19 protein-coding genes are annotated in these 23,240 nt (G+C 70.4%); 5 read left to right on the top strand and 14 right to left on the bottom strand.

Going from position 1 to position 23,240, the window contains the following annotated elements; translation table 11 throughout:
• Nucleotides 1-51: 51 nt before the first annotated feature.
• The 12 genes from ABT004_RS26895 to ABT004_RS26845 all read right to left on the bottom strand — a co-directional run bounded on the left by ABT004_RS26895 (nucleotide 52) and on the right by ABT004_RS26845 (nucleotide 14,987).
• Nucleotides 52-1,428 (bottom strand): ThuA domain-containing protein, encoded by a 1,377-nt coding sequence (locus ABT004_RS26895; protein ID WP_351341811.1) that lies wholly within the window; start codon nucleotides 1,426-1,428, stop codon nucleotides 52-54.
• A 15-nt stretch (nucleotides 1,429-1,443) separates the two neighbouring features.
• Nucleotides 1,444-3,891, bottom strand: a complete 2,448-nt coding sequence (locus tag ABT004_RS26890) for a PQQ-dependent sugar dehydrogenase (protein WP_351341809.1) — start codon at nucleotides 3,889-3,891, stop codon at nucleotides 1,444-1,446.
• Between the two features lie 273 nt (nucleotides 3,892-4,164).
• Nucleotides 4,165-5,163 (bottom strand): sugar phosphate isomerase/epimerase family protein, encoded by a 999-nt coding sequence (locus ABT004_RS26885; protein WP_351341807.1) that lies wholly within the window; start codon nucleotides 5,161-5,163, stop codon nucleotides 4,165-4,167.
• 27 nt (nucleotides 5,164-5,190) lie between these two features.
• Nucleotides 5,191-6,402 (bottom strand): Gfo/Idh/MocA family protein, encoded by a 1,212-nt coding sequence (locus ABT004_RS26880; RefSeq protein ID WP_351341805.1) that lies wholly within the window; start codon nucleotides 6,400-6,402, stop codon nucleotides 5,191-5,193.
• Between the two features lie 58 nt (nucleotides 6,403-6,460).
• A complete protein-coding gene (locus ABT004_RS26875) occupies nucleotides 6,461-7,510 on the bottom strand; it encodes a substrate-binding domain-containing protein (RefSeq protein WP_351341804.1) in 1,050 nt (349 codons plus the stop codon).
• A gap of 20 nt (nucleotides 7,511-7,530) precedes the next feature.
• Nucleotides 7,531-8,463, bottom strand: a complete 933-nt coding sequence (locus tag ABT004_RS26870) for an ABC transporter permease (protein ID WP_351341826.1) — start codon at nucleotides 8,461-8,463, stop codon at nucleotides 7,531-7,533.
• 142 nt (nucleotides 8,464-8,605) lie between these two features.
• The gene (locus ABT004_RS26865; RefSeq protein ID WP_351341824.1) at nucleotides 8,606-10,090 is read right to left on the bottom strand and encodes a sugar ABC transporter ATP-binding protein; all 1,485 of its coding nucleotides are present in this window, start codon (nucleotides 10,088-10,090) and stop codon (nucleotides 8,606-8,608) included.
• Nucleotides 10,091-10,225: 135 nt separating this feature from the next.
• Nucleotides 10,226-11,407, bottom strand: a complete 1,182-nt coding sequence (locus ABT004_RS26860; RefSeq protein WP_351341802.1) for an ROK family transcriptional regulator — start codon at nucleotides 11,405-11,407, stop codon at nucleotides 10,226-10,228.
• A 217-nt stretch (nucleotides 11,408-11,624) separates the two neighbouring features.
• Nucleotides 11,625-12,302: a GntR family transcriptional regulator gene (locus ABT004_RS26855; protein WP_351341800.1), complete on the bottom strand. Its 678-nt coding sequence runs from the start codon at nucleotides 12,300-12,302 to the stop codon at nucleotides 11,625-11,627.
• A gap of 149 nt (nucleotides 12,303-12,451) precedes the next feature.
• Complete coding sequence (locus ABT004_RS26850) at nucleotides 12,452-13,399, bottom strand: beta-ketoacyl-ACP synthase III (RefSeq protein ID WP_351341798.1); 948 nt, start codon at nucleotides 13,397-13,399, stop codon at nucleotides 12,452-12,454.
• Nucleotides 13,400-13,531: 132 nt separating this feature from the next.
• A complete protein-coding gene (locus ABT004_RS36430; RefSeq protein ID WP_451192807.1) occupies nucleotides 13,532-13,678 on the bottom strand; it encodes an MFS transporter small subunit in 147 nt (48 codons plus the stop codon).
• The gene (locus ABT004_RS26845) at nucleotides 13,635-14,987 is read right to left on the bottom strand and encodes an L-lactate MFS transporter (RefSeq protein ID WP_351341796.1); all 1,353 of its coding nucleotides are present in this window, start codon (nucleotides 14,985-14,987) and stop codon (nucleotides 13,635-13,637) included. Before ABT004_RS26845 ends, ABT004_RS36430 begins: the two co-directional genes overlap by 44 nt.
• A 158-nt stretch (nucleotides 14,988-15,145) precedes the next feature.
• Here ABT004_RS26845 and fdhD point away from each other — a divergent pair, with 158 nt between their 5' ends.
• Complete coding sequence (fdhD, locus tag ABT004_RS26840) at nucleotides 15,146-15,994, top strand: formate dehydrogenase accessory sulfurtransferase FdhD (protein ID WP_351341794.1); 849 nt, start codon at nucleotides 15,146-15,148, stop codon at nucleotides 15,992-15,994.
• A gap of 19 nt (nucleotides 15,995-16,013) precedes the next feature.
• Here the strand turns inward: fdhD and ABT004_RS26835 are convergent, their stop codons facing one another.
• Entirely contained in the window at nucleotides 16,014-16,460 is a 447-nt protein-coding gene (locus ABT004_RS26835; protein WP_351341793.1) for a MarR family winged helix-turn-helix transcriptional regulator, read from the bottom strand.
• Between the two features lie 107 nt (nucleotides 16,461-16,567).
• Between ABT004_RS26835 and ABT004_RS26830 the strand changes: the two genes are divergently transcribed.
• Both ABT004_RS26830 and ABT004_RS26825 read left to right on the top strand, forming a co-directional pair.
• A complete protein-coding gene (locus tag ABT004_RS26830; RefSeq protein ID WP_351341791.1) occupies nucleotides 16,568-17,491 on the top strand; it encodes a quinone oxidoreductase family protein in 924 nt (307 codons plus the stop codon).
• A 239-nt stretch (nucleotides 17,492-17,730) separates the two neighbouring features.
• Entirely contained in the window at nucleotides 17,731-18,975 is a 1,245-nt protein-coding gene (locus ABT004_RS26825; protein WP_351341789.1) for a DUF5005 domain-containing protein, read from the top strand.
• Here ABT004_RS26825 and ABT004_RS26820 read toward each other — a convergent pair.
• Entirely contained in the window at nucleotides 18,905-19,954 is a 1,050-nt protein-coding gene (locus ABT004_RS26820) for a bile acid:sodium symporter family protein (protein ID WP_351341788.1), read from the bottom strand. The genes ABT004_RS26825 and ABT004_RS26820 overlap by 71 nt on opposite strands.
• A gap of 125 nt (nucleotides 19,955-20,079) precedes the next feature.
• On the opposite strand from ABT004_RS26820, the gene ABT004_RS26815 reads away from it, so the two are divergent.
• On the top strand, nucleotides 20,080-20,943 hold the full coding sequence (locus tag ABT004_RS26815) for a LysR substrate-binding domain-containing protein (protein WP_351341786.1): 864 nt from the start codon (nucleotides 20,080-20,082) through the stop codon (nucleotides 20,941-20,943).
• 300 nt (nucleotides 20,944-21,243) lie between these two features.
• The gene (locus ABT004_RS26810; RefSeq protein ID WP_351341785.1) at nucleotides 21,244-23,073 is read left to right on the top strand and encodes an AMP-dependent synthetase/ligase; all 1,830 of its coding nucleotides are present in this window, start codon (nucleotides 21,244-21,246) and stop codon (nucleotides 23,071-23,073) included.
• Nucleotides 23,074-23,240: the final 167 nt, after the last annotated feature.

Genomic DNA, 23,240 nt, shown 5'->3' with positions numbered 1-23,240 from the left:
GGCGGGGCAAGACGGCGGGCGGGGGTCCGGCGTCCCTCGCCCGCCGCCGTCCTAGTCCCCCGCTCCGGGCAGCGCGCCCGAGTTGGACGCAGGGTCGAGTTCCTTCAGGCGGATCTTGCGGAAGGACACCTGGTCGGAGTCGCCGTGGTTCTGCAGGCCGATGTAGCCGTCGGTCAGGCTCCGCTCGGGGTCCTTGTTGGTGAAGTCGTTGATCTTGACTCCGTTGAGGAACAGCTCAAGGTGCTCGCCCCGCACCTTGACCTCGTACGAGTTCCACTCCCCCGGCGGCTTCAGGGTCTTGTCGCGGGCCGCGAGGTCGGCGGACTGGAAGGAGTAGATCGCGCCGGTGGTGCGGTCGGGTGCGTCGGTGGCGTCGATCTGGATCTCGTAGCCCTTATCGACGGCCGACCAGGGGTCGTCGGAGGCCGGAAAGCCCACGAAGACACCCGAGTTGTCGTCACCGTCGGCGCTCGCCATCTTCCAGTCGAGCTTCAGGGAGTACGAGTGCAGCTCCTTGGCCTGGTACCAGAGCAGACCCATGCCGCCTTGGGAATTGAGCGTCCCCTTGGCCGGGTCCACGGCGAAGCCGCCGGGCCCCGCCTGCTTCCAGCCGTCGAGCGTCTCGCCGTTGAAGATGTCCCGGTAGCCGGTGTTCGGGCGGCAGTTGGCCGCGGCCAGCCCGGTGACGTACTTCAGGCCGCCGCGCAGATGGCTGCGGAACGCGGGGTCGGCGTAGGACTCCTTGGTGTGTCCGCCGCCGGTGTAGAAGGAACGCCCGCCGCCGTAGTTCTGGCACCAGGCGATCGGATGGTCGCCGTTCATGGTGCCGCCGGTGTACGTCGTCTCGTCGAGGGACGCGAGTACATGGACGTTCTCGCGCGGGTTGGAGCGGTAGTTGTACCACTCGTCGGTGCGCTGCCAGGCGTCCGGCAGCCCGCGGGTCGCCGGATGCTTGTGGTCCTCGACGCGGACCGTGGCCGGCTGGATCGCCGGATGCCCCTGGAACCAGGCGCCGACGAGGCCGCCGTAGTAGTTCCAGTCGTACTCGGTGTCGGCGGCGGCGTGCACGCCCAGGTAGCCGCCGCCCTTGGCTACGTAGCCCTCGAACGCCTTCTGCTGGGTGGCGTCGAGCACGTCGCCGGTGGTGGAGAGGAAGACGACGGCCTTGTACCGGGCGAGGTTGCCCGGGGTGAAGGCGCTCGCGTCCTCGGTGGTGTCCACGGCGAGCTTGTCGGCGGCGCCGAGTTCCTTGAGGGCGGCGATGCCCTCGGGGATGGAGTCGTGCCGGAACGCGGCGGTCTTGGAGAACACCAGGACCCGGTCCCGGGCCCGGGCGCCCTCGGGCGCCGAGGTGGCCGGGACGGTGAGCCCACCGACGAGCAGGGCGGCGGCGGCCGTCGCGAGGCCGATGCGTACGGAGGTGCGCATGCTGTCCTGCTCCTCTCAGCTCGTGGTGAAGGTGAAGTCGTCGATCTCGAACAGGTTCTTGTCGCCCGAGCCCTTGAAGACCAGGAAGAGCGTGGTGCTCTTGGTGGTCTGCTTGCTGATGGACGTGGTGACGTCCGCGTACGTCTCCCAGGAGCCGGTGGGTGCGACCTTGGCGCTGCCGACGAGCCGGCCGGTGGCCGAGCCGGTGCGGATCTCCAGGGTGCCGCCACTGCCTGCGGAGGCGACGCGCGCCTTCAGGGACTTGGCGTTCCCGATCGCGTACGGCTTGAAGGAGATCCAGTCGCCGTTCTCGATGGTGCCGACGGCCTTGCCGCCGTTGGCCGCGTCGTGGCTGACGACCGACACACCCTTGGAGTCGCCGTAGTGCTCGGCCTGGCGGTGCTTCTGCTGGGTGACGTGCTGGTCGTGCGTGGTGAGGGCGGGCTGACCGTTGGCGCCCTTGTCGGTGTACTCGGCGTCGAAGACACCGAAGACGTTGGCGTTCGGGTCGTGCTCGCTGTCGGCGCTGGTCTGGATGGTGCCGGAGCAGCCGGTGGCCGAGGTGATCGGGTGGCCGTGGCTGTCATGGCCGAGGATGTGGGTGACCTTGACCTTGGAGCAGTCGATCGCCCCGTCCTCCGGGTCGGTGACCTTCACCTTGAAGGGAACCTTGTCGCCGAAGGTGAACAGCTGGCCGTCGGCGGGCAGTTCCAGGGTCACCTTGGGCGCGGTGTTGCCGACGGTGAGGTGCACATCGGCGCTGCCGGTGCGTCCCGTGGAGTCCTTGGCGGTCACGGTCGCGGTGTAGGTGCCGTTCTTCTTGTAGGTGTGGCTGGGCGAGGCGCCGGTACCAGTGGTGCCGTCGCCGAAGTTCCAGGAGTACGTGAGCGCGTCACCGTCGGCGTCGGACGCCGTGGACGTGAACCTGACCTTCAGGGGAGCCTGGCCGGACGTCTTGTCGGCCTTGGCGTCGATGGTCGGCGAGTGTCCTTCGGTGGCGTTCTCGATGCGGTACAGGGCGGAGTTCTCGTCGCCGCCGAACCAGGAGAGGCCGTAGTCGAGGACGTACAGCGCGCCGTCGGGGCCGAAGGCCATGTCCATCACCTGGGTGCCGGTCCAGGGGAACGGGTTGATCGAGGAGACCTTGCCGTCCGCGTCCTGCTCGATCCGCTTGATCCACTGCCGGCCGAACTCACCGGCGAAGAAGTCCCCGTCGTACGCCTCGGGGAACTTCACCGGGGAGGTGTTGGCGGAGTCGTACCGGTAGACGGGGCCTGCCATCGGGGACTCGGAGCCGGAGCCGAACTCCGGGAGGGAGCCGCCGTCGTAGGGGATCCAGGCGGCCTGCGCGGGCGGCAGGTCGGTGAGGCCGGTGTTGTGCGGCGAGGTGTTCTTCGGCGCCGCGCAGTCGAACTTGGCGCCGGAGGCCTGCGTCGCGAAGTCGTAGTCCACGTAGGCGTCGTTGTTCCCGGTGCAGTACGGCCAGCCGAAGTTGCCGGCCTTCGTCACGCGGGCGAACTCGACCTGTCCGGCCGGGCCGCGGGTGTCCGACGCGGTGCCCGCGTCGGGCCCGTAGTCGCCGACGTAGACGGTGCCGGTGGGCTTGTCGACGCTCATCCGGAACGGATTGCGGAAACCCATCGCGTAGATCTCGGGGCGCGCCTTGTCGGTGCCGGGCGCGAAGAGGTTGCCTTCGGGGACGGTGTACGAGCCGTCGGCCGCGACCTTGACGCGCAGGATCTTGCCACGCAGGTCGTTGGTGTTGCCGGACGAACGCTGGGCGTCGTAGGCCGGGTTGCGGGTGGTGCGCTCGTCGATGGGCGTGTAGCCGTCGGAGGCGAACGGGTTGGAGTCGTCGCCGGTCGACAGGTACAGGTTGCCGTCCTTGTCGAAGTCGATGTCGCCGCCGACGTGGCAGCAGATGCCGCGCGACGTCTGGACGTCGAGGACCTTCTTCTCGGACTCCTTGTTCAGCGTGCCGTCGGTGTCGAGGGTGAAGCGGGAGAGCCGGTTGTAGCCGTCGAAGGGGGCGAAGTCGGCCGCGGTGCCGTCGTTGGGGGCGTCGCCCGCCGGGGTGTTCAGCGGGGGCGCGTAGTAGAGGTAGATCGCGCGGTTCTCGCTGAAGTTCGGGTCGACGCCGACGCCCTGGAGGCCCTCTTCGTCGTGGCTGTAGACGTCGAGTTTGCCGGCGACCTTGGTGGTGCCGTTCTCGTCGGTGAGGCGCAGCACGCCGTCGCGCGAGGTGTGCAGGACCTTGCGGTCCGGCAGCACGGCCAGCGACATGGGCTCGCCGACCTCCTCCGCGCCCTTGGCGAGGGTGACCTGCTGGAAGTCCTCGGCCGCGGCCGTGCCGGCCACGGGTGCGGGGGCCGCGGCAGCCGAGAAGGTGAGCGAGGCCGCGGCGAGCAGGGTGCCGGTGAGCAGGGCGAGTGCGTTGCGGGTTCTCAGGCGTTTCCTGTGCACGGGTTCCTCCGGACAGAGGGGCGGGTCGTGCGTGACGCCGGGGCGCGCCGTCACCCCGGGGGGATCTGTGCCGTGAGTGCCATGTGTGTGCGGTGTGTGCGGTGTGCGCCGTGCGTGCGTTCGGGGGAGGACGCTAGTCGCGTTTGTCCCGCCCGAACAGCCCTTGTACAGCTGCGAGTTGAACTTTTTCCTACTTCAGGACAAAGCCGTTTTCGGGCGCGTCCGACCGGCCGCGCGACCATCGGATCGGGTCGCGCGGCCCGGGCTGCCGACTCAGCTGTTGAACGCCGCGTCGAAGGACGCCGTGGGCGGTTCGTAGTCGAAAGCCTTGAGGCGGGCCAGTGCCTCGGGGGCGCCCTGGAGGCGGTCCATGCCCGCGTCCTCCCACTCGACCGAGATGGGCCCGGAGTAGTCGATGGAGCGGAGCATGCGGAAGACGTCCTCCCAGGGGACGTCCCCGTGCCCGGCGGACACGAAGTCCCAGCCGCGGCGGGGGTCTCCCCATGGGAGGTGGGAGCCGAGGCGGCCGTTGCGGCCGTCGAGGCGCTTGCGGGCCTCCTTGCAGTCGACGTGGAGGATGCGGTCGCGGAAGTCGTAGAGGAAGCCGACGGGGTCGAGGTCCTGCCACACGAAATGAGAGGGGTCGAAGTTGAGGCCGAAGGCCGGGCGGTGGTCGACCGCTTCGAGCGCCTTGTGCGTGGTCCAGTAGTCGTACGCGATCTCGCTCGGGTGGACCTCGTGGGCGAAGCGGACGCCCTCGGCGTCGAACACGTCGAGGATGGGGTTCCAGCGTTCGGCGAAGTCCTCGTAGCCGCGCTCGATCATCGACTCGGGTGCGGGCGGGAACATGGCGACGAGATGCCAGATGGCCGATCCCGTGAAGCCGATGACGGTGTCGACACCGAAGGCGGCGGCCGCGCGGGCGGTGTCCTTGATCTCGGCGGCGGCCCGCTGGCGGACGCCCTCGGCCTCGCCGTGCCCCCAGATGCGGGAGGGCAGGATCGCCTCGTGGCGTTCGTCGATGATGGCGTCGCAGACGGCCTGCCCGACCAGGTGGTTGGAGATGGCCCAGCACTTGAGGCCGTACTTGTCGAGGAGGGCGTGGCGGCCCTTGACGTAGCCGGGGTCGTCGAGGGCCTTGTCGACCTCGAAGTGGTCGCCCCAGCAGGCGAGTTCGAGGCCGTCGTACCCGGCGTCGCGGGCGATGCGGCACACGTCTTCGAGCGGCAGGTCGGCCCACTGACCGGTGAAGAGGGTGAACGGGCGGGGCATGGATGGCTCCTCTCGGGTCGGGGGCTCTCAGGCCGGTACGGCGGTGTAGACGGAGTTCTTGGCCGCGCTCTCCTCGACCGCCGCGAGGACGCGCTGCACCTGGAGTCCGTCGGCGAACGACGGCCGGGGCTGGGCGCCTTCGGCGATGGCGGTGACGAAGTCGCGTGCCTGGTGGGTGAACGTGTGCTCGTAGCCGAGGCCGTGGCCGGGCGGCCACCAGGCCTCCAGGTAGGGGTGGCCGGGTTCCGTGGCGAGGATCCGGCGGAAGCCGGCGCGCTCGGCGGGCTCGGTGTGGTCGTGGAAGGTCAGTTCGTTGAGGCGCTCCAGGTCGAAGGTCAACGAGCCGTGGGAGCCGTTGAGTTCGATGGTGAGCGCGTTCTTGCGGCCGGTCGCGAACCGGGTGGCCTCGAAGGAGGCGAGGGCGCCGGAGGCGAACCGGCCGGTGAACAGGGCCGCGTCGTCGACCGTGACGGGCCCGGTGCCGGCGTCACCGCCGCCGGCCGCCGAGAGGCCGGAGGACGCCCCGTCCAGGAGCGGCCGTTCGCGCACGAAGGTCTCGGTGAGCGCGGAGACGCCGGCCACGGGTTCGCCCGCGAGGTACTGGGCGAGGTCCACGGCGTGCGCGCCGAGGTCGCCGAGGGCTCCGGAGCCCGCGTGCGGTTTCTGGAGCCGCCAGGTGAGCGGGAAGCCCGGGTCGACGAGCCAGTCCTGGAGGTAGTGGGTGCGGACGTGGCGCAGGGTGCCGATGCGGCCGTCCGCGACCATGCGGCGGGCGAGCGCGACGGCCGGGACGCGCCGGTAGTTGAAGCCGACCATCGCCAACTGGCCGTTGACAGTGGCCCGTTCGGCGGCAGCCGCCATGACCTCCGCCTCCTCCACCGAGTTGGCGAGGGGCTTCTCGCACAGCACGTGCTTGCCTGCCTCCAGGGCGGCGACGGCGATCTCGGCATGGCTGTCGCCGGGGGTGCAGATGTCGACCAGGTCGACGTCGTCCCGGGCGATCAGCGCCCGCCAGTCGGTCTCGGCCGCGGCCCACCCGAGCCGGTCGGCCGCGGCGCGCACCCCCGAGGCGTCGCGGCCGCAGATCGCGGCGAGTTTGGGCGTGAGCGGCAGGTCGAAGACGTGGCCCACGGTGCGCCAGCCCTGCGAGTGGGCGGCGCCCATGAACGCGTACCCGACCATGCCGACACCCAGGGCGGGCCGTCCGTCGACCCCGTCGTGTCCGTTGCTGCCTGCCATACAGAAGTCCTCCTCGTCCGCGCGGTGTTCGCTGGCCCTCCAGTCGTACGGACGAGGCTCACTTGAAGCCGGTGGGCATGTACTGGTCGACGTTCTTCTTGTCGACGACGGCCGAGTACAGGGTCATGTGGGCGGGGATCTCGAACTCGGCGATGCCGCTGATGCCCCTGCCCTGGCCGAGCGCGCGGGCCAGGTCGATCGCGGAGGCGGCCATGGTCGGCGGGTACAGGACGGTGGCCTTCAGCACGCCCCGGTCCTGTTTGATCTCTTCGAAAGCGGAGAGGGCGCCCGCGCCGCCGACCATCAGGAAGTCGTCACGCCCGGCCTGCTTGATGGCGCGCAGGGCGCCGACGCCCTGGTCGTCGTCGTGGTTCCACAGGGCGTCGAAGTTCTTCTGCGCCTGGAGGAGTTGGGCCATCTTGGTGTTGCCGGACTCAACCGTGAACTCGGCGGCCTGCCGGGCCACCTTCTTGATGTTCGGGTAGTTCTTCAGGGCGGCGTCGAAGCCCTCGGTGCGCTGTTTGGTGAGTTCGAGGTTGTCGAGCCCGGCGAGCTCGACCACCCTCGCGTTCTTCTTGTCCTTGAGCTGCTCGCCGATGTAGTGACCGGCGCTCAGACCCATGCCGTAGTTGTCGCCGCCGATCCAGCAGCGGTACGCCTGCGGGCTGTTGAAGATGCGGTCCAGGTTCACGACGGGGATACCGGCGCGCATCGCCTTCAGGCCCACCTGGGTCAGCGCCTTGCCGTCGGCGGGCAGCACGACGAGGACGTCGACCTTCTTGTTGATGAGGGTCTCGACCTGGCCGATCTGCGCGGCCGTGTCGTTGGAGCCCTCGGTGGACTCCAGGGTGACGTCCGCGTACTTCTTGGCGCGTTCCTTGGCGTTGTCGTTGATGGCGTTGAGCCAGCCGTGGTCGGCCTGCGGGCCCGCGAAGCCGATGGTGACCTGCTTGCCCTTCTTGTCGTCGGCGACCGGCTGGTCGGCGGCCTTCTTGTCGTCGCTCTTGTCGCTGGGCTCGTTGCTGGTGCAGGCGGTGAGCAGTCCGCCCGCGGTGACGGCCGCGGCCGCGCCGAATATCAGTCCTCGGCGGCTCGTTGTCTCTGGCATGGCGTGTCCCTTTCCGCGTTTCAGTGGGAAGTGCTGGCCGTGCGCCGCTGCACCAGGACCGCCACGACGATGATGGCGCCCTTGGCGATCTGCTGGACGTCGCTCTGCAGGTTGTTCAGCGCGAAGATGTTCTGGATCGTGGTGAAGATCAGGACGCCGAGGACGGAGCCGATGATGGTGCCGCGGCCGCCGGTGAGCAGGGTGCCGCCGATGATGGCGGCGGCGATGGCGTCGAGTTCGTAGAGGTTGCCGTTGGTGTTCTGGCCCGAGCCGGAGAGCACGATCAGCAGGAAGGCCGCGATGCCGCAGCACAGGCCGGAGAGCAGGTAGAGATAGAGGCGCTGGCGGCGTACGTCGATGCCGGCGAGGCGGGCCGCCTCCGCGTTGCCGCCGACGGCGACGGTGCGGCGGCCGAAGGTGGTGCGGTTGAGGACCAGCCAGCCGATCACGGTGACCGCGACGAACACGAGCACCAGGGGCGGGATCCCGAGGACGTACGAGTCGCGCTCGCCGAGCTTCAACACACCTGGCACGGTGACCATTTGGGTCTTGCCGTCGGTGATCTGCAGGGCGAGTCCGCGGCCCGAGGCGAGCATCGCGAGCGTGGCGATGAACGGGACCATGCCGCCGTACGCGATCAGTACGCCGTTGACGAGGCCGCAGCCGACGCCGACGAGTATCGCCGTGAACAGGACACCGGCGAAGCCGTACTCCTGGGTGGCGACGGTCGTGGCCCAGACACCGGCGAGGGCGACGATCGCACCGACGGAGAGGTCGATCCCGCCGGAGATGATCACGAAGGTCATTCCGACGGTGACGACGCCGATGACGGAGGCCTGGGTGAGGACGAGTTGGAGGTTGTCCGCGTCCAGGAAGGAGTCCGGCTGCGTGATGCCGCCGATCACGACCAGGGCGGCGAGGACGCCGAGGAGCGAGAGCGTACGGATGTCCATCCGGACGACGCGGGGACGGCTCTTGACCGGAGCGGTCTCGGGGGCCGCCGGGCTGGCGGCGGGGGCGGGGTGCGTCATGACGCCAGGTCCCTTCGGGGGCGGGTGGTGCGGGGTGTCTTCGTCGTACTCTCCGCGGCGCACGTCATCGCGCTCCCTCCAGGACCAGGTCGAGGACCGCGTGTTCGTCCAGGTCCGTGGCCGGGGACTCGTGGACCACGCGGCCCTCCCGGAGAACCAGCACCCGGTCGGCGAGGCCGAGCACTTCGGGCACCTCGCTGGAGACGAGGAGGACGGCGAGGCCCTCGTCGGCGAGGCGGCGGATCACGGCGTACAGCTCGGCGCGAGCGCCGACGTCGACGCCGCGGGTCGGCTCGTCGAGCAGCAGCACCCGGCAGCCGCGCAGCAGCCAGCGCGCGAGCACGGCCTTCTGCTGGTTGCCTCCGGAGAGCGTGCGCACCGGCACGGAGGGGTCGTCGGGGCTCAGGGAGAGTTCGCGGGTGGCGCCGCGTGCGGCCTCGCGCTCCCGGCCGCGATCCAGCCAACCCCCGTACGAGAAGCGGGACATGGAGGAAACCGAGACGTTGCGGGTGACCGATTCGAGCATCATCAGGGCCTGCGCCTTGCGCTCCTCGGGAGCCAGCCCGAGCCCCGCACGAACGGCGGCGCGGACGCTCCCGGTGCGCAACGATCGCCCACCGACGTGGATCTGACCGGCCGTCGGTTTGCGGGCCCCGTAGATCGTCTCCAGGATTTCGGAGCGCCCGGAGCCCACGAGCCCGGCGAGGCCGACGATCTCGCCGGGGCGGATGTCGAGGTCGAACGGTGCGAACTCCCCGCTACGGGTGAGGCCTTGGACCTTCAGGAGGGTGTCGGTACGCGGCCCGGAGTTGGGCCGGTCCGGGAAGACGTACTCGACGTTACGGCCCGTCATCAGGGAGATGATGTCGCGAGTCGCGGTCCGCTCGGCCGGCAGCCCGACCGCCACGGCGCGACCGTCCTTGAGGACGGTGACACGGTCGCCGATGCGGCGGATCTCCTCCAGGCGGTGGGAGATGTAGACGACGGCGACGCCCTCGGCGGTCAGGTCACCGACGATCCGGAAGAGATTGTCGACCTCGTCGGGATCGAGCGCCGCGGACGGCTCGTCCATGACCATGAGCCGTACGTCGTGGGAGAGCGCGCGGGCCATGGAGACGATCTGCTGGTGGGCGGCGGACAGGTCACCGACGAGCCGCTCGGGGTCGATCTCCGGGTGGCCGAGCCGCAGCAGCAGCGCGGCCGTGTCAGTACGGGCCGCACGCCCCCGTACGACGAACCCGCCGGAGGTCGGCTCGTGCCCGAGGAAGACGTTCTCGGCCACGGACAGGGCCTCCACCAGGTCGAGTTCCTGGTAGATGGTGGCGATGCCGAGCCGCATCGCGGCGATCGGTGAGCGCAGCGCGACCTGTTCGCCGCGCCAGGTGATGACACCGTCGTCGGGCTGGTGCGCCCCGGCGAGGACCTTGATCAGGGTCGACTTTCCGGCGCCGTTCTGGCCGAGCAGACAGTGCACCTCCCCGGCCTGGACCTCCAGGTCGACGCCGTCCAGGGCGCGCACGCCGGGGAACGACTTGGTGATGCCGGACATGGTGAGCAGCGGTGGTGCAGAGGCCGTATCGGGTCCCATGACGGTTCCCCTCGGGGCGGGTGCGGACCGGTTTCAGGGCAAAATCGGGCAAGGCAGGGCTGTGCGCCGTACGGGAGGTGCGTGGAGCAGCAGTGCTTACGCGGGTGAGAACAGGTGATCGCTGATCAGTCGGGCACCGCCGGTCACTCCGGCGGTGGGCCCCAACTCCCCAAGCACAATGGGGAGATTGCCGGTCGCCAGGGGGAGCGACTGACGGTAGACCTGGGTGCGTACGGCGGCCAGCAGGGTGTGGCCGAGCCCGGTGACACCGCCGCCGATGACGACGAGCCCCGGGTTGAAGAAGCTGACGAGTGACGCGATGACCTGCCCGGTGCGGTTGCCGCCCTCACGGATCAGGTCGAGACAGGTGGTGTCACCGGCCGCGGCGGCCGCCGCGACATCGGCGGCGGTGAGCCGGCCCGCGCTCTCCAGGCGTGCGGCGAGTTCCGCGGAGCGCCCGTCGCGGGCGGCGGCCTCCGCGTCACGGGCGAGCGCCGCACCGCTGAAGTGCGCTTCCAGGCAGCCCTTGTTGCCGCAGGCGCACGGCCGGCCGTCCTGCTCGACGCGGATGTGCCCGATGTCGCCTGCCGACCCGGTGGTGCCGCGGTGGACCTCGCCGCCGACGACGATGCCGCAACCGATGCCGGTACCGATCTTGACGCAGAGGAAGTCGCTCGCCTGGCGGGCGACGCCGGCGTGCTGCTCCCCCATCGCCATCAGGTTCACGTCGTTGTCGACCATGACGGGGCAGCCCAGCTCCTGGCTGAGCGCCTCGCGGACCGGGAAGCCGTCCCAGCCGGGCATGATCGGCGGCGCGACCGGCACACCTTCGGGGAACCGCACGGGCCCCGGTACCCCGATGCCCGCGCCGTCGAATCCCTCGGCGAGCCCGGACGCCCTCAACTTGGCTGCCATGGCGAGGACTTGCTCGAAGATCGCGACGGGGCCCTCGCGTACGTCCATGGGCTGGGCGATGTGGCCGAGGATCTCCAGCTCGGCGTTGGTGACCGCGACGTCGACCGAGGTCGCGCCGATGTCCACGCCGAGGAAGCGGAGCGAGGGGGCGAGCCGGACGTTGTGGGAGCGGCGACCGCCGCGCGAGGCGGCGAGTCCGTCGGCGACCACGAGTCCGGTGTCCAGGAGGCGGTCCACCTCGACGGCGAGCCGCGACCGGGACAGCTCCACCTGATCGCCCAGCTGGGCACGGGAGTTGGGGCCTGCGTCGCGCAACAGCCGCAGCAGGCGCGCCTGGTGCGCGTTGGCGGGTCGAGCCGTCATACGTCTCACGTGCCCCTCCCGCCGCTTTGGGCCTCAATGGGTGGTGGTGCCGTGCGCCCTCGTTCGTCTTTCGATGGGGAACGTAGCAGCGCCCACCCGGCGCGGGAAGAAGTTGCGCGGGAATCGTGCACAACTTTCTCCGGCAACAGGACAAAGACTGCCGCCGGACTCGGGGAACGGCCCCCGTTCAGGCCCTGCCGGACCTCACCCGACCCCGTCAGGCCCCGTCGCGGTGGTGGTACGTCTCGCGGGTGTGCTCGGTGTGCGCCCGCATCACGGCCGTGGCCTTCGCCTCGTCGCGCGCCGAGATCGCCGCGATCAACTGCCGGTGCTCGATCCAGGACTGGTCACCGCGCTGCCGGGCGACGGGCTGGTAGTACCAGCGCACCCGGCGGTCGACCTGGCCCGCGAGCTCACCGAGGACCACGTTGCCCGCGAGTTCCATGACCTTGGCGTGGAACTCCGCGTTGGTGGCGACGACCAGGTCGACGTCCCCGTCGACGACGGCCCGCTCACCCTTGGCGCAGAGCGTCTCCAGCTCGTCGATACCGGTCTTGCCCGCGTTGGCCGCCGCGAGTCGGGCGGCCTCGGCCTCCAACAGCGTACGGACGCTGAGGAGTTGGTCGGCCTCGTCCTCCGTCGGCTCGTGCACGAACGCGCCCTGCGCGGGGCGCAGGTCCACCCAGCCCTCGGTGTTCAGTCGCTGCAACGCCTCGCGCACCGGCTGGCGGGAGACCCCGAGATGGCCGGCGAGTTCGCTCTCGACCAGGTGCTGGCCGGGCTGCAGGGCGCGCGTCGTGATCAGTTCGAGCAGCGCCTCGTAGACCCGCTCGCGCAGCGGTCCGGGGCGCTCCAGCTTGGGCACCGCCCCCTGCGGCAGTCCTGTGGACAACATCGCGGTCCCCCTCCTGTGCTTCGAGCATCCGGCAAACCGGCTCCGGCGATTGCCGGATTGGCTTTGGAATACAGTTTACCGAGCGCAATCGCTACGGCTAGGGCGAGTCGACCTCGTCACATTCTGTATGCCGGTGATACGCGACAAGGTCACGGGCAGCGCACGACCTGCCCCGCGTACGAGAGGTTGCCGCCGAAGCCGAAGAGCAACGCGGGTGCGCCGCTGACCAGTTCGCCGCGCTCGACGAGCTTCGACAGGGCGATCGGCACGCTCGCGGCCGAGGTGTTGCCGGAGTCGACGACGTCCCGGGCGATCACCGCGTTCAACGCGCCGATCTTCTCCGCGAGGGGCTCGATGATGCGCAGGTTGGCCTGGTGGAGGACGACCGCGGCGAGGTCCTCCGGTCCGAGCCCGGCCTTCGCGCAGGCCTCGCGGGCCAGCGGCGGCAGCGAGCGGGTGGCCCAGCGGTAGACGGACTGGCCCTCCTGGGCAAAGCGGGCCGGCTCGCCCTCGATGCGTACGGCGTCGCCCATCTCGGGGACCGAGCCCCACAGGACCGGGCCGATCCCCGGCTCCTCGCCCTCGGCGCACGGCTCGACGACCACGGCGCCCGCCCCGTCCCCGACCAGGACGCACGTCGAGCGGTCGGTCCAGTCGGTGACGGCGGACATCTTGTCGGCGCCGATGACCAGGGCGCGGCGGGCGGCCCCGGCGCGCAGCGTGTGGTCGGCGGTGGCGAGGGCGTGCGTGAAGCCCGCGCACACGACGTTCAGATCGAGCGCCGCCGGGGACGGGATGCCCAGGCGGTGGGCGACGCGGGCCGCCATGTTCGGCGAGCGGTCCACGGCCGTGGAGGTCGCGACGACGACCAGGTCGATGTCGGCCGCGGTCAGTCCCGCCGCGGCCAGCGCCTTGGCGGCGGCGTGGGCGGCGAGCTCGTCGACGGGCTCGTCGGGGCCCGCGATGTGCCGGGTACGGATACCGACACGACTGCGAATCCACTCGTCATTGGTGTCGACCATGCCCGCCAGCTCCTCATTGGTGAGGATCCTGGCGGGCTGGTGGTGCCCGATGCCGACAATGCGCGAACCGACCATGGAGGCCCCCTCGTGAGCTGCGGACCCTCCAGTCTGGTCAGCGACTCACGAGTAACCGGTGGCGGCCTGTGACAGGAAAGTGCCGTTTCACTTGGAGACTTCTGATGGAGACGCCAGACCGGTTACGGGCATTCACCCGGTGAACAACTGTGTGGCCTTTTGCACCAGTTCGTACACTCCGTACGCGAGCGGCAGCCCGACCCACAGCCAGGCGAGGGTGATCAGGCCGCGCCGCTCAGGCGCGCTCCTTGCGGTCTCCGGCGGCGGTGTCGTTGTCATCTGCGGGCTCCCTGGGGGCGGGGACTACGTGGTGGCGGGCGTGCACGGGACGTACCAGTTCATTGGCGATGAAGCCGACGACCAGCAGCCCGATCATGATCATGAGCGAGAGGCCGTACAGACCGGCGCCGTGCTTGCCCGCGCTCTCCTGGCTGTCGGCGACCCAGTTGACGATGAGCGGGCCGAGGACGCCCGCCGTGGACCAGGCAGTGAGCAGCCGGCCGTGGATGGCGCCGACCTGGTACGTGCCGAAGAGGTCCTTCAGATACGCGGGGATCGTCGCGAAGCCGCCTCCGTAGAAGGAGAGGATCACGAGGGCGCACAGCACGAAGAGGGGCTTGGAGGAGTCGCCCCACAGGACGATGAGCAGGTACATCAGGGCGCCGACGCCGAGGTAGACGCGGTAGATGTTCTTGCGGCCGATGAGGTCGGAGGTCGAGGACCAGCCGATGCGGCCCGCCATGTTCGCCGCGGAGAGCAGTGCCACGAAGCCCGCGGCCGCGGAGACGGACACCGGGGTGCTGGTGTCGGAGAAGAAGTCCGTGATCATCGGCGCGGCCTTCTCCAGGATGCCGATGCCCGCGGTCACGTTCATGGTCAGGACGACCCACAGGCACCAGAACTGGGGCGTGCGGATCGCCTGCTTCGCGGAGACCTGCGGGCCGCTGAGTGCGGCCTCCTCGGCGCGCCCACCCGGCTGGGCCTTCGGCCGCGGCACCCGGATGAGCAGCACGCCGAGCGTCATGAACACCGCGTACGCGAGCCCGTGGACGAGGAAGGCGAGCGCGATGCCGCCGCTGTCCGCGCCGAAGGACTCCAGCATCTGGGCGCTCCACGGGGACGCGATGAGCGCGCCGCCGCCGAAGCCCATGATCGCGATGCCGGTGGCCATGCCGGGCCGGTCGGGGAACCACTTGATCAGCGTGGAGACGGGCGAGATGTAGCCGATGCCGAGGCCGATGCCACCGACGAAGCCGTAGCCGAAGACGATCAGCCAGTACTGCTCCGTGTACGCGCCCAGCGAGGAGAGCAGGAAGCCGGAGGAGAAGCAGACGAGCGCGACGGTCATCGCCCAGCGCGGCCCGTTGCGCTCGACGAGCGTGCCGCCGAAGGCGGCCGACAGGCCGAGCATCACGATGCCGAGCTGGAACGGCAGCGCGCTCTGCGTGCCGCTCAGCCCCAGCGCCGACTCCAGGGGCGGCTTGAAGACACTCCAGGCGTAGGCCTGACCGATGGAGAGATGGACGGAGAGCGCGGCGGGGGGAACGAGCCAGCGGCTCCATCCGGCCGGCGCGACGGGGGGCTTCATGATCCCGAACGGTAGGCAGTCACAAGGCCGTTGGGAAGCCCCTTTGCGCAGCCCCTTGTCGACGAACCCGCCGACTTCCATACTGTAGGCAATATCCCGTCACGGCTGGTGCCGGGCCGGGCACCGCCCCGCGCCATCGGTGCAGGAGAATGGGAGCCATGGGACGAGTCACGGAACGACGCAAGGTGATCCGGATACGGGACGGACACGTCTCCACGCGGCCGGACACCCTTGTCGCCGAGGAACCGCTGGAGATCCGGCTGAACGGCAAGCCGCTCGCCATCACCATGCGCACCCCGGGCGACGACTTCCCGCTCGCGGCCGGCTTCCTGGTCAGCGAGGGCGTCCTCGCCGGCGCCGACGACCTGCGGAACATCGTGTACTGCGCGGGCGCCACGGAGGACGGCAGCAATACGTACAACGTGGTCGACGTCCGGACCGCGCCAGGCCTCGTCCTCCCCGACATCACCCTCGAACGCAACGTCTACACGACCTCCTCGTGCGGCCTGTGCGGCAAGGCGAGCCTCGACGCGGTGCGCACCACGGCCCGGTTCCCGATCGCCGACACTCCCCCGGTCCGGCTGACACCCGAGCTGCTCGCCTCGCTCCCCGACCGGCTGCGTGAGGCCCAGCGCGTCTTCGACCGGACCGGGGGGCTGCACGCGGCGGCGCTCTTCGACGAGGAGGGGCGACTCGTCGACATCCGCGAGGACGTGGGGCGGCACAACGCGGTGGACAAGCTTGTCGGCCGCGCCCTGCAGAACGGCGAACTGCCGCTGTCCCGCTCGATCCTGATGGTCTCGGGCCGCGCCTCCTTCGAGCTGGTGCAGAAGGCCGTGATGGCGGGCATCCCCATGCTCGCGGCGGTATCGGCCCCCTCCTCCCTCGCGGTGGACCTCGCGAGCGAGACGGGCCTGACCCTGGTCGGCTTCCTGCGGGGCAGCTCCATGAACGTGTACGCGGGCGAGGACCGGATCGTCCTGGAGGCGGCGGTCGCGCAGGGCTGATCCGGCGTGGGACCTGGGCTCACATCCCCGCGACCCGCCGCAGCATGTCCATGAACCGCTCCCGCTCCGCCGCCGACAGCGGCGCGAGAAGCTCGTCGCCCGCGGCGCGCGCCGCCACTGCGCAGGTGTCGACGAGGCGGGCGCCCTCGGCGGTGATCGTGACCGCGTTCTTGCGCCGGTCCCTGGGGTCGGGCGCGCGCTCGACGAGGCCCGCGGCCTGCAGGTCGTTGAGGACGCCGACCATGTCCTTGGGGTCGAGCCCGACGCCGCGCACGAGATCGGCCTGGGCTACAGGACCTCGGTCGGACACCGCGCTGAGCACCACGTGGTGCCACATCTTCAGCCCCTTCTCGGCCAGCGCGTCGGCGACGAGCGCACGCCCGCGCGCGGCGGCCCGGCCGAGCAGCCAACTGGGCAGGTCACGGATGACGCCGGGGGCGGTGGGTGGCGGGCTCGACGAACTCATGCGGCCACCGTACCGATAAACGTTGGCCTTCCCAATGAAATCCGCGTAGCGTCATTACCGTTGGGAGCCCCAATGAAATCCGACGGAACGCGGAGGTGGTCACGTCCATGCGTCGTGTCCGGTACGAGCACAGCGGCGGGCCCGAGGTCCTGTTCCTGGAGGAGGCGCCCGTTCCCGAGCCGGGACCCGGTGAACTCCTCGTGCGCGCCGAGGCGATCGGGGTCACGCTGCCCGTCGTCCGCAAGGTCCGCGAGGCGTGCGAGCCGATCGCGCTCGGCGGCGAGATCGCGGGCGAGGTGGTCGCGCTCGGCGCAGGCGTGACGGGGTACGCGATCGGGGACCGGGTCACCGGCCTCGTCTTCGACCATGGCTACGCCGACTACGCGCCGCTGCACACCGCGAGGGCCTCCCCGATCCCGGACGGCGCGAGCGCGGTCGACGCGGTGGCGCTGGTGCGCAGCGGGCTCGTCGCGTACGGGGCGTTGCACGCCGCGCGGCCCGAGCCCGGCGAGGCCGCCCTGGTGACCGCGGCGGCGAGCGGCGTGGGCCATCTCGCTCTGCAATTGGGCAAGTTGAAGGGCGCACGGCGGTCGGTGGCGGCGGTCTCGGACGCCGGCAAGGCCGAATTCGTGCGGGCGCTCGGGGCCGACGACGTGGTGACGTACGACGCCGAGTCCTGGGGCGAGCCCGTCGACTACGCGCTCGACGCGGTCGGCGGCGCGCTCCTGAAGCCCGCCGTGGCCGCGCTCGCGCCGCACGGCAGGCTCGTGGCGTACAGCTCGGGCGGCGGCACCGTGGAGGCGTACGACCTGCTCGTGGGTGCGAAGTCGGTGATCGGTTTCCAGATGCGCCTCATCGCGCGGGGGCAGCCGGAGACATACGAGCGGTGGCGCACGGAGCTGTGGGAGCTGTTCCTGACGGGGGCTCTGAAACCGGTGGTCCACGGGGAGTTCTCGTTGGAGGACGCCGCGAAGGCGCATGCCGTGATCGAGGGACGGGCCAACACCGGGAAAGTCGTGCTCGTACCCTGACCTGCGGTCGGCGCCGCGGTTCAACCGCCTCGCCTTCGCCGTCAACGCCGAGACGTGGAACGGCAACCGGGTCACCGCGAACCGCCGTCGCACTGATGGTCAGCGGCGACGGCGCCTTGACTGCCACGGTCGTGCTTGCGACCCGGCCCCTCGGGGTCCACGCCCCGGACCCCGCGCCTCAATCGCCGGCGGGGCCTGCTTCTGGACCAGCAGCACCGCGCACATTAACGTCACCTCGCGTGCAGGGGCATGAGCAGAGGACGACGCGGCGCGGCCGGCGCAGGCCGGGGGCGCCGTTGCTCGCGCTGCTCGCCGCGCTCGTGCTCGTGCTGATCGCGCTCGTCGCCCTCCCCGGCCGGGAGGGCGATGCGCGTTGTGGGCCCCGGGGGGTCACCTCGTGGTCCGCGGACACCCGGCTCACCGGTGAGTTCGCCCGGTACGGAGACGATGCCGCGCGGCTCGACGACTGGACGGGGGGCGACGGCACGCACTCCGTGCGGCTGCCGGACGGGCGGTTGTTGTGGCTGTTCTCCGACACGTATCTGGGTGCCGTGAACCAGCCCCCCAACCCCGCCGGACAGCCGCACCCCTGGCGGACCGCGGAGGCGCCCTTCGTCCGCAACTCCGCGGTGGTGACGGACCGTTCGGGACGGCTCGACCGGACGCTCGCGGCGCCGCTGTTCCCGGACACGGCCGCGGGCGAGTGGCGCTGGCCGGTCGCGGCGCGCGTCGAGGAGAGCGGCGGAAGGAAGGTCGTACGGGTGCTGCTGTGGACGCGGGCGAAGGGCACGGGACCGTACGTCTTCGGGGTGCCGAACGCGACCGAGGTGGCCACCCTGTCGCTGCCCGACCTGCGCCTCGAAGGCATCACCCAGGTCCTGGACCAGCGTCAGGTGCGGGATCCGGCGCGGCGCGTGCTGTACGGGACGACGGCCGTGGACCACCAGGGCTGGACGTATGTGTTCGGAGCCGACGACGGGGAGAAGGCCGTGCATCGCGCGTACGTGGCACGGGTCCCGCAGGGCCGCCTCGGGGACGTACGGGCATGGCGGTACTGGGACGGCGAGCGGTGGGGCACGCGCGCCGCGCCGGTCCTGGGCGACGGCGGGCGTCGCGGCGTGGGCACCGCCTTCTCCGTGGTGCGGGACGCCGACACTTACGTCCTGTTCACGACGGCGGCGGGCGCGAAGGGGCTGACGGAGGTCACCTCGTACTGGGCCTGTTCACCGGCCGGGCCCTGGCACGGCCCCGCGAAGGCGTTCACGCCGCCGCTCCCCCGCGACGGGGCGACGCCCTCGCGCGCGGCGGCGTACAACCCGCAGGCGCACCCGGCGTTGAGCGGCGGCGGCCGGCTCGTCCTGAGCTATGACGTCAACTGGCTGGACGCCGCGCCCGCCGCCGCACAGGCCGAGCTCAGCCGGAACGTGTCGCTGTACCGACCGCGGTTCGTGTCTCTTCGGCTCGGCCCTCCAGCGGCTCGCTGAACTCCGGCTCCTCGGGGTCCCGGGAGCGGCGCTTGGCGATGACCGCGCACACCATGAGCTGCATCTGGTGGAAGAGCATCAGCGGCAGCACCGCGAGGGAGGCGTGCGCACCGAACAGCACGCTCGCCATGGGGAGCCCCGAGGCGAGGGACTTCTTCGAGCCGGCGAACTGGATGGCGACGCGGTCGCCGCGGTTGAAGCCGAGGGCCTTCGCTCCGTACCAGGTCACCGACAGCATGATCGCGAGCAGCACCGCCTCCACGACCAGGAGTCCACCGAGGCGGACCACGCTGACCTGGTGCCAGATGCCCTGCACCATGCCCTCGCTGAACGCGGTGTAGACGACGAGCAGGATCGAGCCGCGGTCGACGTAGCCGAGGATCTTCTTGTGGCGTGCGATGAACCCGCCGACCCAGCGGCGCAGCAACTGGCCCGCGAGGAACGGCACGAGGAGTTGCAGCACGATCTTGATGAGCGAGTCGGCGGAGAAGCCGCCCCCACTGTTGCCGAGCAGCGCGGCCGCGAGCAGCGGCGTGAGGACGATGCCGGCGAGCGAGGAGAAGGAGCCGGCGCAGATCGCCGCCGGGACGTTGCCGCGTGCGATCGAGGTGAACGCGATCGACGACTGGATCGTCGACGGGACGAGGGTGAGGAAGAGGAATCCCTCGAAGAGGTTCTGCGGCAGCAGTACGGGGACCAGTCCGCGCGCCGCGAGGCCGAGCAGCGGGAACACGATGAACGTACAGGCGAGGACGGCGACGTGGAGCCGCCAGTGACGCAGTCCGTCCATCGCCTCACGGGTGGAAAGGCGCGCCCCGTAGAGGAAGAAGAGGAAGGCGACGGCCGCGGTGGAGGCACCGGACGCGACGTCGGCGGCGGCCCCTCGGGCCGGGAGCAGTGCGGCGAGGCCCACTGTCGCGATCAACGCCAGGATGTACGGGTCGATCGGCATCCAGCTCGGCCAGGTCAGGCGTTTCATTGGTTCCTTGCTCTCGGTTCATGTCGTGCCCTCTCCATGGTCCTCCTCAAGGTCTTGATCGGGAATCCTGCATACCGCTCTGACTGTGATCGCGTCGCGTGATGAGCGGGGGTACGGTTCGGGGCATGTACGAGCCGGGCCACCTCAGGACGTTCCTCGCCGTCGCACAGACGCTGAGCTTCACGCAGGCCGCGCGCCGCCTTGGCCTGCGGCAATCGACCGTGAGCCAGCATGTGCGGCGCCTGGAGGACGCGACCGGGCGCACGCTCTTCACGCGGGACACGCACTCCGTGGAGCTGACGGAGGACGGGGAGGCGATGCTCGGATTCGCGCGGAGGATTCTGGAGGTGCACGAGCAGGCGGCGTCGTTCTTCACGGGGACGCGGCTGCGCGGCCGGCTCCGGTTCGGGGCGTCGGAGGACTTCGTGGTGACTCGGCTGCCCGAGATCCTGGAGTCGTTCCGGGCCGAACACCCTGAAGTGGACCTGGAGTTGACGGTCGAGCTGTCGGGGACACTGCACGCGCAGCTGGACGCGGGGAAGCTGGATCTGGTGCTCGCCAAGCGGCGCCCGGAGGATCCGCGCGGCGAGTCGGTGTGGCACGACCGGCTGGTGTGGATCGGTTCCGAGCGGCTCCGCATCGACCAGGACCGGCCCGTCCCGCTGATCGTCTATCCGCCGCCGGGGATCTCGCGCGCCCTGGCCCTCGAGGCGCTGGAGCGGTACGGCCGTGCGTGGCGGATCGCCTGCACGAGCGGCTCGCTGAACGGGCTTGTCGCGGCGGCGCGGGCCGGACTCGGCGTGATGGCCCACTCGCGCGGGCTCATCCCGCCGGGCCTCGTACGGGTGCCGGACCGGGTGGGCCTTCCGGAGCTGGGCGAGGTCGACTTCGTGGTGCGCAGCGCGGCACGGGACGAGAGCGAGCCCGCGCGGGCGCTCGCGCAGGCGATCCTGGCGGGCGGGGACCGGCTGCACCGGAGCGCCCGCTAGTGCCCGTCGGCGCAGTGGTAGCGTCCAGCGGAACTGACCGCTCCGTATAAAATCCCGGGCGGTGACCAGGGGTGACCTCTTTGCACAGATCCAATGGAGGCCCGTGAAGAGCGCCGGGAGATTACGCTCCCGAAACTTACTGCGGCGTAAATATTCTGCCCAGCTCCACCCGTTGTGGCCTGTTATAAACGCCTGACCTGTGCAAATTCCGCGCACCTTCCGCCCGTTGCAGGCACTCCCGCGAAGCCTTCCGGTCAGGTACCGTCACCGACGCTGTGCGGAGCGCCACAAGGAGCAACTTTGCGTGAGTTCACCAACCCCCCTGTGGCGTCGGCGCCGCTCGTCGGCGGCCTGGCCGACGCCGTGTTCGATCATGCCCTGGACGTACCGGGGCATATAGCCCTGGCCCGTAAGGACCGGCACGACAAGTGGCAGGACGTCACGTCGGCCCAGTTCTGCGACGAGGTGATGGCCCTTGCCAAGGGCCTGCTCGCGCAGGGCATCCGGTTCGGCGACCGTGTCGCGATCATGTCGCGCACCCGCTACGAGTGGACGCTGTTCGACTTCGCGCTGTGGACCATCGGCGCCCAGGTCGTCCCGATCTACCCGACGTCCTCGGCCGAGCAGGTCTTCTGGATGCTGTACGACTCCGAGGTGACGGCGGCGGTCGTGGAGCACGAGGACCACGCGATGACGGTCGCCACGGTCATCGGGCGGCTGCCCCACCTGCACCGCCTGTGGCAACTCGACGGCGGCGCCGTCGACGAGATCACCGGTTCCGGCACCCACATCGACGACGAGACCGTGCACCGGCACCGCCGCGCGATCACCCCCGAGTCGACGGCCACGATCATCTACACCTCCGGCACCACGGGCCGCCCCAAGGGCTGTGTGATCTCGCACGGCAACTTCATGTACGAGGCCGACACCGTTGTCGCGTACTGGGAGCCGGTGTTCTCCTCCAAGCGCGACCGCACGCCGGCCACGCTGCTCTTCCTGCCGCTGGCCCACGTCTTCGGGCGGATGGTGGAGGTCGCGGCGATACGCGGTGGCGTGAAACTGGCCCACCAGCCGGAGCTGCGGGCGTCCGCGCTCATGCCCGACCTCCAGTCCTTCAAGCCGACCTTCATCCTCGCCGTGCCGTACATCTTCGAGAAGGTGTTCAACGCGGCCCGCAGGAAGGCCGAGAACGACGGCAAGTCGGGGCCGTTCGAGAAGGCCATCGAGTGCGCCGTGAAGTACGCGGACGCGCAGGAGGCGAAGGCCTTCGGTACGGGCCCCGGCCCCTCCGCCTCGCTGCGCATGCAGCACTCCGTCTTCGACAAGCTCGTCTACTCCAAGGTCCGCGCGGCGATGGGCGGCCGGGTGCGGCACGCGTTCTCCGGCGGCTCGGGCATGGACCGCAAGCTCGGCCTGTTCTTCGAGGGCGCGGGCGTCTCCATCTTCGAGGGCTACGGCCTCACCGAGTCGACGGCCGCGGCGACCGCGAACCCGCCCGAGCAGACCCGCTACGGCACGGTCGGCCAGGCGATACCCGGCTCGTCCGTGCACATCGCGGACGACGGCGAGGTGTGGATCTACGGCGGGAACATCTTCCAGGGCTACCTCAACGACCCGAAGTCCACCGACTCCTCCCTGTACGACGGCTGGCTCGCCACCGGTGACCTGGGCGCCCTCGACGAGGACGGCTACCTCACCATCACCGGCCGCAAGAAGGAGATCCTCGTGACCTCCGGCGGCAAGAGCGTGTCGCCGCAGCAGCTGGAGGAGCGGGTGCGTGACCATCCGCTGATCGCGCAGTGCCTGGTCGTGGGCAACGACCGCCCGTACATCGCGGCGCTCGTCACCCTCGACACCGAGGCCGTGGACCACTGGCTCGGCATGCGCGGCAAGCAGTCGATGTCACCGGCGGACCTGGTGCGCGATCCGGATCTGGAGACGGAGGTGCGGCGTGCGGTGGTGGCGGCCAATACGCTTGTCTCGCAGGCCGAGTCGATCCGGACGTTCCGGATCCTGGCGCATCAGTTCACGGAGGAGCACGGGTTGCTCACGCCGTCCCTGAAGCTGAAGCGCAAGGCGATCGAGCAGGCGTACGCGGCGGAGGTCGACGCGCTGTACGGGACGCTGTAGCCGGATCAAGCTCTCCCCCCTGCGGGCGCTTTAGCGGGTGACCCAAATCAAGCCCCCGCGGCGATTGAGCGGCGGGGTCCGGGGCAGAGCCCCGCAACCACAGCCCCAACGGCGTTGCGCTGACCGGGGGGCCCCCCCCCCCCCCCCGCGCGCAACCCCGGGGGCGG

It is taken from the genome of Streptomyces sp. NPDC002790 (genome assembly GCF_040295505.1).
Lineage (GTDB): Bacteria > Actinomycetota > Actinomycetes > Streptomycetales > Streptomycetaceae > Streptomyces.
Note: the sequence above shows the minus strand (reverse complement) of the source record. Positions and strands in the feature narration are given on the sequence as shown.

What these genes read in the sequence shown, in the direction of transcription:
- ABT004_RS26895 (WP_351341811.1), bottom strand. Translation starts at nt 1,428, where the DNA reads ATGCGCACCTCCGTACGCATCGGCCTCGCGACGGCCGCCGCCGCCCTG.
- ABT004_RS26885 (WP_351341807.1), bottom strand. Translation starts at nt 5,163, where the DNA reads ATGCCCCGCCCGTTCACCCTCTTCACCGGTCAGTGGGCCGACCTGCCG.
- ABT004_RS26880 (WP_351341805.1), bottom strand. Translation starts at nt 6,402, where the DNA reads ATGGCAGGCAGCAACGGACACGACGGGGTCGACGGACGGCCCGCCCTG.
- ABT004_RS26875 (WP_351341804.1), bottom strand. Translation starts at nt 7,510, where the DNA reads ATGCCAGAGACAACGAGCCGCCGAGGACTGATATTCGGCGCGGCCGCG.
- ABT004_RS26870 (WP_351341826.1), bottom strand. Translation starts at nt 8,463, where the DNA reads ATGGACATCCGTACGCTCTCGCTCCTCGGCGTCCTCGCCGCCCTGGTC.
- ABT004_RS26865 (WP_351341824.1), bottom strand. Translation starts at nt 10,090, where the DNA reads ATGTCCGGCATCACCAAGTCGTTCCCCGGCGTGCGCGCCCTGGACGGC.
- ABT004_RS26860 (WP_351341802.1), bottom strand. Translation starts at nt 11,407, where the DNA reads ATGACGGCTCGACCCGCCAACGCGCACCAGGCGCGCCTGCTGCGGCTG.
- ABT004_RS26855 (WP_351341800.1), bottom strand. Translation starts at nt 12,302, where the DNA reads ATGTTGTCCACAGGACTGCCGCAGGGGGCGGTGCCCAAGCTGGAGCGC.
- ABT004_RS26850 (WP_351341798.1), bottom strand. Translation starts at nt 13,399, where the DNA reads ATGGTCGGTTCGCGCATTGTCGGCATCGGGCACCACCAGCCCGCCAGG.
- ABT004_RS36430 (WP_451192807.1), bottom strand. Translation starts at nt 13,678, where the DNA reads ATGACAACGACACCGCCGCCGGAGACCGCAAGGAGCGCGCCTGAGCGG.
- ABT004_RS26845 (WP_351341796.1), bottom strand. Translation starts at nt 14,987, where the DNA reads ATGAAGCCCCCCGTCGCGCCGGCCGGATGGAGCCGCTGGCTCGTTCCC.
- fdhD (WP_351341794.1), top strand. Translation starts at nt 15,146, where the DNA reads ATGGGACGAGTCACGGAACGACGCAAGGTGATCCGGATACGGGACGGA.
- ABT004_RS26835 (WP_351341793.1), bottom strand. Translation starts at nt 16,460, where the DNA reads ATGAGTTCGTCGAGCCCGCCACCCACCGCCCCCGGCGTCATCCGTGAC.
- ABT004_RS26830 (WP_351341791.1), top strand. Translation starts at nt 16,568, where the DNA reads ATGCGTCGTGTCCGGTACGAGCACAGCGGCGGGCCCGAGGTCCTGTTC.
- ABT004_RS26820 (WP_351341788.1), bottom strand. Translation starts at nt 19,954, where the DNA reads ATGAAACGCCTGACCTGGCCGAGCTGGATGCCGATCGACCCGTACATC.
- ABT004_RS26815 (WP_351341786.1), top strand. Translation starts at nt 20,080, where the DNA reads ATGTACGAGCCGGGCCACCTCAGGACGTTCCTCGCCGTCGCACAGACG.